Consider the following 10,057-nt stretch of genomic DNA (forward strand, 5'->3'; position numbering starts at 1 on the left):
CATGAGCTTCCGTGGGAACAGTCCTGGCAATACCGGTTTCGCAAAATTACAAATTTTTCCTCAGTCGGATGTGATTGTTTTTCACTTCGTTGGCGATCAAGACCTCGGTACAGTGGATGTCAGAAACGAAAGAATCGCCAAAGTTTAGGAGACAGCCAACTGATCAAGTAAAAGTTGAATAATTGCGAAGGAATGTGTGTGAATGTCTTCTGATTGACTAGGCGCGCGGACAAATGAAAATACGAAAAACAATTACATATTAACATATAACAGTATTATGTGGCCAGTATGATAAAGCACAGATCATCGGAGATGCCCGTTATACTTCGAGCGGGCCTAAAAAATTAATGACACGTAAAGTACCCGGTATTGTACCAGTATGCGGGGCAGAAAGTTTAAGGATCTCGATGGAAAACTGGACGGTATTAGGTGGATTTTATGCACGGGTTCGATCTGGACCAGTTGTCCGAAAGGTATGGAAAATGGAATAGCGTGTGGCGTTGGTTCAGCCGCATCTGCCGGAGCGGACTGTGGACTGAATTGCTCCGGATGATAGCCGCCGGGTACCCTGATCTGGCCCACCGAATAATGATCAATGCTTCTCATGTGAAGGCTCATCAGGATTCGACCCGATCGACCCTCAGCTCCGAAGAACAGAGGCTTGGCAAGACCTAGAAAGGCCGTAACACCAAGATTAGCGCTTGCGTAAACGCCTTGGGCAAGGCGCGACCTCAATGACTCTTGTTTGCGGCAATGAACGCGACCGCAAGAAGCTTCGATGCGGTTCTGCCCAAAGACTGTTCGGGCGTCCAAATATTAGCGGATAAAGCCTACGCGACGGCATCCGCCAAACTATTCTTGTTGTGGGAGGCATCGCGGTGATCCCTCCGAAGAAAAACCGCAAAGGCGACATCCCCTATGTCCGCGAACTGGGAAAACTAAATAGGGCTTCCTGAAAAAGTCCGACTCAGGCAGCGAGAGGTGATTCCTTCAGGTTGTGCTGTAAGAGGATTCGGACAAGTCTTGGAAGCGCCGAACTCAATGGGCGTTTGTTTGACGGTGTAACGAGAGTAATGAGGCACTCCGCGCACTGGATTTTGAGCCAACAAAGAACCTCACCGAAACGACTGCGAAAATGAACCATCATCGACGGATCAAGCAACCACTCCTGCCGGTATTCGCACAGTCCCCAAAAGTATTGCAGGTAAGGGGTCTCCGCGATCTGTTCGACGGTTTCCTCGTCGGTCACTCGCAGGCGTTCCTTGATCATGAGCGTTCCGAAGGCGATTCGTCCGCTCTTCGCAGGGGCTCCCATTCCCGTTCCTTCAAGGCTTTGACTGTAACACGCTTCGACTTCACCCCACGGAACCAGGGCCACTAGCTTTACCCAACGGTTGGAGGACAACAGCTTGCCTCCGAAGGGCAGGTATACTGCCGCGCATCAAGAATTGCGTTTTTTGGACCATTGTTAGTATCGATACGTGGTGCTATTCCTGTGTTTCGGCGAAACTGCCTCTTCAAAACATGATGCGCGGCAGTATAGAAATCAGCGTATTCTATTTGATCAGGGTCATTTCGATACATGGCAGGTGCACGGATTTGAAGGCTAATACTAATAATTCCGTGCACCTAAGCCACCAAAAGGTGACTGATTTCTCACGTTTTTCAAGGACTACCTAGTTTTTCAGGAAACTCTAAATAACACCGGGTTTGTCTTTTCCCGCTTTTACTTTATATCTGCCCGGTTAGATTCCAGTCTCAAATTATAGGTGGGTAAACTTGTTTTACAGATAATGGAGAAAGTCGCCGGTTCAGCGAAGGGAAGGTTTCTTGGGTACGCCCAAGAAATCAAACTAAGGGTGCTTGTAATTTATGCTAATTTGGAGATATGTCTTAAATCTGGATTCAGGACACTGTAGAATCCAAGTAAGAAGGTTGGAAAAATAATTGTTATACATGCACATCGATATTCGGAGGATAAAGTTTAGGAAATTAGATATTCGCAATTTGGACCTTCGAAAAACCGCTATTAGTTTAGCCGTCGGCCTTTTGGGTGTCGCGATCGTATCGCTCCCATTGATGGGATCTACGTTTCATCTGGATGCAATAGATACTGAAAATCGTCTTCCTTACCTGAGAATTCTTTTACTTTCCTCAGGAGTCTTTACCATTGGTTTGGCATTGATAATTTTTTCAATCAACCTGATGAAGAAGATTATTTGGGGAAGCCTTGTAGCACTTTTGTTTGTTGGATTTGCACTGGGTTGTTTTGCTTTGGGATTTTTTCTGAAATGTTTCCTAATAGTGATCGTAGCCTTAATGGCTGTCGCCTGGGAGATTGGAAAATTCGATGTAGAGTATTAACTCAACATGCGGGATTGCCATTATCGGTTTGAATTCCGCTTGGAAATGGATTTAAGACTGCTTCTCTTTAAAGACAGCCAACGCGGCGGGAGTAAAACAGCGAAACACGTTAAAGAAATATTTGGCCCTATTTCTTCATGGCACCGCAATCTGTTCCCTTCTTAGGGAATTGTATTTTCTATGTTCGTCGCTGAACTTAATCCGAAAGATTCTTAAAGAATTCTACGTGCTCACCGTTGGGGCCGATAATAAAAGCTAATCGGGCATGAATCCCTTCGAGCTGTAAGACTTTCGGTTCGATCCTTACGGCGTAACCGGCATCCCGGCAACGTTCTGTTGCGGCATCCACATCGTCAACGGCTAGAGCGAAATGAAATATGGTCAAGGAGGTGTTATCGTAATCGGGGAGGTCGTATTTTCCGTCCTTTAATGGAGAAAACAGTTCGATCAAATCTCCACCACCCATGTTGAGAAACAGAACCTCGCGATGGGGCAGTTGAAATCCGCCCACCTGTTCCATGCCCAGAATGTCGATATAGAAGCGCTTGGATTCCTCCCAGTCGCGGGTTTGAATTGCCAGGTGGTGCAGGCGGCCTTTTGCCGGGTTCATATTGTCTTGTCCGTTTTCCATATATACTTTCGATTGTTCTAAGTCCTCTCCGAGGGCTATCTTTAAGCTCTGTTCCATATTTCTTTCTATGAAAATTACTTCACTTACCCTGTATAAAGTTAAGCCCCGCTGGGTGTTTTTAAAAATCGAGACCGACGAAGGTATCTCAGGGTGGGGTGAGCCTATTGTCGAGAGCCGGGCTGAAACTTCCATTACTGCGGTAAAGGAGCTGGAAGGATTTTTGATTGGTGCGGACCCCAGTCGGATTGAGCATTTGTTTCAACTGATGTATCGTGGTACTTTCTACCGTGGTGGTCCTGTATTGATGAGTGCCATCTCCGGGGTTGAGCAGGCTCTGTGGGACATTCGCGGCAAGGCATTGGGGCTGCCCGTATACGAAATCATGGGTGGCGTTGTTCGGGACAAGATAAAAGCCTACGCCTGGGTTGGCGGGGACGATCCTGAAACTTCGGACGAAGATGCAAAAGTTCGATTGGAGCAAGGGTTTCGTAATATCAAGATGAATGCAGTAGGTGCCTGCGAACGCATTGGCAGTTATGGCGAAATAGATTCAGCCGTGGCACGTCTGGCCGCAGTACGTGAGGCGGTAGGCCCGGATGTAGGCATCGGAATCGATTTTCACGGGCGCGTTCACAAATCGATGGCCAAGACCTTGGTTAAGGAAATGGAACAATATCGCCCCATGTTTTATGAGGAGCCAGTGCTCCCTGAGCATCTGGACTTCCTGCCGGAGCTGGCTCGACATACTTCGATTCCGTTGGCGACGGGTGAACGGCTTTATGGTCGTTGGGGATTTAAGGAGCTTATTTCACAAGGAACAATTGATATAATTCAACCGGACCTATCCCACGCTGGTGGCATTTGGGAGACACGGAAAATCGCGGCTATGGCCGAGGCTTATGACATCGGTGTAGCACCCCATTGTCCTTTGGGTCCTTTGGCCCTGGCCAGTTCCATGCAGCTGGATGCCTGCACGCCCAATTTTGTCATTCAGGAGATGTCGATAAAAATGCAATACAACACCTCGGGTGATCTGCTCGACTGTGTGAAGAACAAGGATGTCTTCGATATTACCGACGGCTATCTAAGTTTGCCGAAACTTCCGGGACTCGGAATCGATATCGACGAAGAGGCGGTTATCGAAAATGACAAAGAAGGCTTTGCCTGGAAACCTCGCGACTGGCGACACGAAGACGGTTCGGTGGCAGAATGGTAGGCGGTGAAGCCGCAGGGTGAAAACTGAAGGTGTCAGTTGTCAGGTGAGAATGGGTTGGATTTCGGCCGAGTTGGGTGCTTATACCTTCTATGAGCTCAGTGAGCTTTCAAGCCTCCAGAGGTTTGTCGTCCGGATCGATTGGTTTTGTGCTATCGATGGTAAGCCAACATAGTGCGGTTATCACATATAAAATGGCAACCATGACAAACATCGGGTAATAATTGGTAATGGTTTCTGAAACACCGTTAACCAACTCAATGGTTGAGTAGTGGTCTAATAGTGGGCCTACCAAAAACCAGGGTATCAGGATAGCGCCTACATTACCTGCTGTGTTCACAATACTGAAAACGGTTGCCGAGTACCGACGACCTAAATCTGTGCAGGTTCCCCAGACGGTTGGTTGCGACCAGTCACTGAAAAACTTTACAAAGAACAGACCTATGGCGATGGCCAGGACATTATTTTGAGCTATGGTGGGAAATAAAACTATGGCCGCTATAATTTTTCCCGAGGATCCCATGATGCGTCTTCCCCATTTGCGGCTACCGGTTTTCCTGATTAGGTAATCATTTAAGAAACCACCGAAGAACCCCCCTAATGCTCCACCAAAAAGAGGGAAGCTTGCGTAGATGCCCATCTCGCCTAACGAAATTTGCTTCGAAAGAAAATAGCTGCCCAAAACAGAAGTGTAGACGACATCGGCTCCTGCATTTGCAACTTGGGCAAATACCATGATAGACAGTGCCCTGTTTTTAATCGCCTGCTTGAAACTTAATACTCTACGTTTGGATTTACTGGATAAAGTGTCTTCTAAAAAAAGATCCCGTTCGGCCTGATTGACCCTTCCATCGATATCCGGTTTGTTGCGATATAGAACCACAAAAGCAAGCGCTAGAAACATGCCTCCCATAGCCATAATGATAAGGGCGGTTTTCCAATCGAATCCGAAATAGCTCATTAAAACCGTTGCCATTATGATCGGAGCCAAAGCACCTCCTGCACGTCCGGCAAAACTTGCAACAAATCCTTGCATCGTGGTCCGGTTGCTTGGGGGAAACCAGTTTCTGGAAAGATTATTAAGGCTGGGGTATGCACCAGCTTGAACGGCTCCAAAAATCAACCTGGACGCACAAAAAGCAAAATAAGATCCGGCCACTGTAAACAGGATTAAAGAAAGCGACCACCCAAACATGATTGAACCTAAAAAAAATCGGGCACCAAAAAAGTCGGCAATAATTCCACTGGGAATTTGACCGGTGGCGTAGGAAAAGTTGAAGAATGCAAATATCCGCTCCAGCTCGGTATTGGTAAATCCATACTCACGGGCAAGTTCAGGACGGATGACTGCCCAGGTGTAGCGATGAAGATAAAGCATCATCGATGTCAGGGAGGCCAAGACTAAGACCAGCCAACGAATTTTAGTCGGGCGTGTGTTGTTTGAAACGGAACTCATAGGGTAAGGCTGATCTGAAAGAAGATTTCGGATAATCCCGATGAATAAACCGTTTAGCAATAATGAAGATGCCAATGTCTAAGAGTATTGAGTTTAACCTGGATTGGAGGAATCGACATTGTTTCAATTCTGAAGGTTCATCCGTTAACAAATCCGTCCTCAAAAAAAGATAACATGAATCGATTGCTTTCCTAAAGTGACTTCCTACTTTTGTCGAAATGCAACAATCAGCCTGGTCTTCAAATAAACCCTTTTTGGTCATTTTCAGTGTCTTCATTCTGGGGCTGTTTCAAGCGTGTTCCAAACCTGATGGTTCCGCTAGACGATCAAAGCCAAACATCATCTTTATAATGGCGGACGACATGGGCTATGGTGATTTGGGTTCCTTTGGTCAGGAGGTAATTCAAACGCCTTATCTGGATCAAATGGCGAAGGAAGGCCTCAGATTTACCCAGGTATACGCGGGGTCCCCGGTTTGCGCTCCATCCAGATCAGTTCTGATGACCGGGCTTCATACCGGGCATACAACCGTGCGGGGAAACTTTGGGAAATTTGGTGTTGTGGGCTTGGCCGGTGGTGAGGGACGTGTTCCTCTTTTCGCGGAAGACATCACGGTTGCGGAAGTATTGAAAGAAGCCGGCTATGTGACCGGAATGTCAGGTAAATGGGGTCTTGGTGAGCCTGGTACAAGTGGTGAACCAAACGATCAAGGTTGGGATGAATGGTTTGGTTATCTCAATCAGCGGATGGCTCATTCTTATTTCCCCGAATTTCTTTGGAAGAATAAGGAACGAATTGATTACCCCAATAATTTGGAGGGGAAAAAGGGAACCTATTCACACGACCTGTTTACGGATTTTGCGCTTGAATTTGTTCAACGGCATAAAGATGAGCCTTTCTTTTTGTATTTACCTTTTACGGTTCCTCACAGTCGTTATGAGATACCGGATACGGCTCCATACACGGACCGACCCTGGTCGGATGATGAAAAAGTGCATGCGGCAATGATCACCCGACTTGATCGTGACATGGGCCGACTATTTGAATCGTTAAAAGATCTAAATATCGATCAGGAAACCATAGTCTTCTTTTGCTCGGATAACGGAGCTGCCGAACGCTGGGAAGGTCGCTTCGATAGTTCCGGGAAACTGCGTGGCCGTAAGCGCGATGTTTATGAAGGCGGTATTCGTACGCCCATGATTGTTCGTTGGCCGGGTAGGGTGGTCGCCGGAGAGACGAATGACTTCCCCTGGTACTTTGCCGACGTGTTACCAACCTTGGCTGACCTCGCTGGAGCTACTTCACCAGCGGGCCTGGACGGAGTCAGTGTAGTTCCGTCGATACTTGGTAAACCGCAATCGAATGATCGTTTCCTGTATTGGGAATTTTTTGAAAGCGGATTTCAACAAGCGGTTCGATGGAAAGATTGGAAGGTTGTCCGAATGGCCCCCGGCTTGCCGATTGAGCTGTACGATCTCTCCAAAGATGAAAGTGAAACGAGGAATATCGCCACTCAGTATCCAGAACTTGTAGCAAAATTCGAAACCTATTTAGCCTCGGCTAGAACCGAGTCGGAAAATTGGCCAGTCGGAGAGTAAGTCCTTTTTTGGTAAAGCCCTTATCGGGGTCAGATGGTCGCTCCAATCAATCCAGGAGAGGTCGACGAATTTTTGGGTTATAATTCTCTTTAGATAGGCCGTAATTTGTTTCCAGGTAATCGAGGATCTTTGGTTCGATGTCCCCAAGTTGCCACAGGCCGTTTTTTTCCTGCATCATCCGGATAATTTTTTCCCAATTATTTCGATCAAGCCGAACGGCGGTAAAACCCTTTGTCGAATGACAAAGCATACAGTGGGTCGCCACTAATTTCCAATTGTCGGCGATGATCAGGCCGGTGGCCGGATCCGTTTTTGTTTCCTCGGCATTTAGGGCAAACAGGAACGTAAATAGAACCATCCAGGCGCTAATGTGACACAGCATTTTTGTTTTCATCTTAGGCAACATAAACAGCGATTCGGTGGCAGGAGTTGTTCAAGTAACCCTTGGGATTCCAGCCCGGAATTAACATCGGCTGGGAGGTGCCCTCCGAGTCAACCGCCCGTGCCCATACTTCGTAGTAACCTTTTTTAGGAAATGTTATTTTGGCGCTCCATTGTTGCCAGGCCAGGCGATTGATGGGTTTTTTAAGATCTGTTTTAATCCAGGTTTGCCCAAAGTCGATTGAGAGCGAAACACTGGAAACGGCCAGATCGCCTGCCCAGGCATGACCGTTGATTTTTAGCGAGTCCTTAACCTCGATTTCCGCCCCGCTTTTTGGGTGAGTGATAAGGGATTTCACCGGCATCGACTCGATGATTTTCATATCTTCTTCCGGAACCGATGCTCCAGCCTTCACGGGGAATTTGGGAACTTGATACGAGCCTTCTGTCATTTTCGTTCCGTCGTGAACAATGTTACGAATATCAATTTGTTTAACCCACTTTCCGGATGTCGATCCAGGCCATCCGCCACAAACCATACGCAACGGGTATCCATGATGTTCAGGTAGAGGTTCACCATTCATTCCCCAGGCGATCATGGATTCTTTTTCAAGTGCCTTTGCGATTGGAACACCTCTGGAAATCGCATCCTTTTTGGGGTCCTGACTGAGGTGCTGATCAGCTGAGTGGTAGGCCACATAGACTGCGTCATTCTTAATGCCGCAATCTTCGAGAACATCCTTGAGTCGTACACCATTCCAAACGGGGCAACCCACGGCTCCTACCGTCCACTGATTTCCGCTGGCAGGAGGGTAAAACTCAGCGCGACCGTTTCCGCCACATTCGAGGGTGAGTGCGAGTTCGATGTTCTTAAAATTTGTTTTCAGATCCTTCAGTGTGTAGGTCTTCGTTTTAACGACCGATTCTCCTCCAATGGTTAAGGTCCATGTATTGGGATCGGCATTGACTGGAGGAAGTCCGTTGTTTCTGACGAATAATCGGCTGGCCGGTGTGACGGCGTCGTTTAGGAGATGTGCGGGGGTTTCGGCGTTGAGGGGCCTGTCATTTAAAATGGTCAACCCTGGTTTACCTGGAATGCTAAATGGCTCCGAAGTTTGCGCCAACAAAACGGGGACCAGGCCTTTGGGCATCCAATTCGCAAAAACGATATTGGCTCCGAGAGCAGTGGTCATTGCTTTTACGAAGGAGCGCCTGCTGAAGCCTTCAAACGGATTCGGTATATTTTCTTTTGGGTTCATAGAATAGAAGAACAGTATCTTTTCTACACGACAAGTAATGGCGTATCGGGTTCTCTCGCAATTTTTTTGTGAGCTTTCCTGCATTTTCCCCCAATTCCGTCTTCGTTTCTGAGTAGGTTCCAGCACATTTCCTTTTCTCAGGGACGATTTTTCTCAACCTTTTTGAAAAGTGTCTGTTAGTCTGCCGAGATATGATATTCGACCAGTTCAAACTCACTAATCGCAACGCTCTAATAATCGGTGGAAACCGGGGACTTGGAATTGAAATGGCGAAAGCACTTGCTGAGGCTGGTGCGTCCGTGGCCGTGGCTGCTCGCGATGCCGATCGCAATGCGGAAGCGGTTTCTATACTGGAGCCATTGGGTGATGGAAAAACGATGGGCGTGGTTTGCGACGTGTTGGACGAAGCAAAAGTCAATCGGGCAGTTCAGTCGGTAAACGAGGAGTTGGGTTCGGTGGATATTCTGATCAACAGTGCCGGAATCAATTTTCGGGGTGCTATCGACGAAGTTCCGGTTGAAGAATTTAAAAAGGTCATGGACGTGAATGTGACCGGAACCTGGCTCGGCTGTAAGGCGGTTACGCCTTTGATGAAAAAGCAGGAGTACGGAAGGATCGTAAACCTTGCTTCCATTTTTAGTGTGGTGGGATTTGCCGATCGCACACCCTACAACTCCAGTAAAGGTGCCGTGCTCAACATGACCCGTGCGCTCGCTATCGAACTGGCGCCCTGGAAAATTACGGTTAATGCCATGTTGCCCGGACCTTTCGCCACCGAAATGAATTTGCCGCTTCTCGACGACCCGGAAAAGTTTAAAAACTTTGTTTCCAATATTCCTATGAACCGCTGGGGTGAACTTACAGAAATCGGTGGGCTGGCTTTGTTTCTTTCTTCAGACGCTTCCTCCTTTTGCACAGGCGGTGCCTACTCAATCGACGGTGGTTGGACAGCGAGGTAGCAACATAGGGTAGGGATGGTTTGATCTACGTCCAATGATTTTAGTTTTTGCCAATTCCTTCTTCTGTATTCATCTATCAATTTAAATCATGAAAAACCTTCTCCTATTTTTCGCCCTTACAACAGTTAAAGGATCGTAGATCATCGTAGCATGATCTATGTCCAACAGTTAAAGGATCGTAGATCATCGTAGCATG

9 protein-coding genes and 1 pseudogene are annotated in these 10,057 nt (G+C 47.4%); 4 read left to right on the forward strand and 6 right to left on the reverse strand.

Annotated elements, in window-relative coordinates; translation table 11 throughout:
• Window positions 1-336 precede the first annotated feature (336 nt).
• Window positions 337-813, reverse strand: coding sequence for a hypothetical protein (locus O3C43_16580; GenBank protein ID MDA1068107.1), 477 nt, complete (start codon window positions 811-813; stop codon window positions 337-339).
• Between the two features lie 310 nt (window positions 814-1,123).
• Window positions 1,124-1,426, reverse strand: a pseudogene (locus tag O3C43_16585) (transposase).
• Between the two features lie 581 nt (window positions 1,427-2,007).
• Between O3C43_16585 and O3C43_16590 the strand changes: the two are divergent.
• Window positions 2,008-2,364 carry a hypothetical protein gene (locus O3C43_16590; GenBank protein MDA1068108.1) on the forward strand — a complete coding sequence of 119 codons (357 nt, stop codon included), beginning with the start codon at window positions 2,008-2,010 and terminating at the stop codon, window positions 2,362-2,364.
• Window positions 2,365-2,560: 196 nt separating this feature from the next.
• On the opposite strand, the gene O3C43_16595 is transcribed toward O3C43_16590, so the two are convergent.
• Window positions 2,561-3,052: a VOC family protein gene (locus O3C43_16595; protein ID MDA1068109.1), complete on the reverse strand. Its 492-nt coding sequence runs from the start codon at window positions 3,050-3,052 to the stop codon at window positions 2,561-2,563.
• Window positions 3,053-3,062: 10 nt separating this feature from the next.
• Between O3C43_16595 and dgoD the strand changes: the two genes are divergently transcribed.
• Window positions 3,063-4,211: a galactonate dehydratase gene (dgoD, locus tag O3C43_16600; protein MDA1068110.1), complete on the forward strand. Its 1,149-nt coding sequence runs from the start codon at window positions 3,063-3,065 to the stop codon at window positions 4,209-4,211.
• Between the two features lie 106 nt (window positions 4,212-4,317).
• Here dgoD and O3C43_16605 read toward each other — a convergent pair whose 3' ends face one another.
• The gene (locus tag O3C43_16605; GenBank protein ID MDA1068111.1) at window positions 4,318-5,664 is read right to left on the reverse strand and encodes an MFS transporter; all 1,347 of its coding nucleotides are present in this window, start codon (window positions 5,662-5,664) and stop codon (window positions 4,318-4,320) included.
• A 218-nt stretch (window positions 5,665-5,882) separates the two neighbouring features.
• Between O3C43_16605 and O3C43_16610 the strand changes: the two genes are divergently transcribed.
• The gene (locus O3C43_16610) at window positions 5,883-7,262 is read left to right on the forward strand and encodes an arylsulfatase (GenBank protein MDA1068112.1); all 1,380 of its coding nucleotides are present in this window, start codon (window positions 5,883-5,885) and stop codon (window positions 7,260-7,262) included.
• Window positions 7,263-7,308: 46 nt separating this feature from the next.
• On the opposite strand, the gene O3C43_16615 is transcribed toward O3C43_16610, so the two are convergent.
• On the reverse strand, window positions 7,309-7,656 hold the full coding sequence (locus O3C43_16615) for a hypothetical protein (protein MDA1068113.1): 348 nt from the start codon (window positions 7,654-7,656) through the stop codon (window positions 7,309-7,311).
• Window position 7,657: 1 nt separating this feature from the next.
• Window positions 7,658-8,902: a sulfite oxidase gene (locus tag O3C43_16620; GenBank protein MDA1068114.1), complete on the reverse strand. Its 1,245-nt coding sequence runs from the start codon at window positions 8,900-8,902 to the stop codon at window positions 7,658-7,660.
• A gap of 191 nt (window positions 8,903-9,093) precedes the next feature.
• On the opposite strand from O3C43_16620, the gene O3C43_16625 reads away from it, so the two are divergent.
• Complete coding sequence (locus O3C43_16625) at window positions 9,094-9,861, forward strand: glucose 1-dehydrogenase (protein MDA1068115.1); 768 nt, start codon at window positions 9,094-9,096, stop codon at window positions 9,859-9,861.
• The last annotated feature ends 196 nt before the right edge of the window (window positions 9,862-10,057 follow it).

The sequence above is a fragment of the Verrucomicrobiota bacterium genome, from assembly GCA_027622555.1.
Taxonomy (GTDB): domain Bacteria; phylum Verrucomicrobiota; class Verrucomicrobiia; order Opitutales; family UBA2995; genus UBA2995.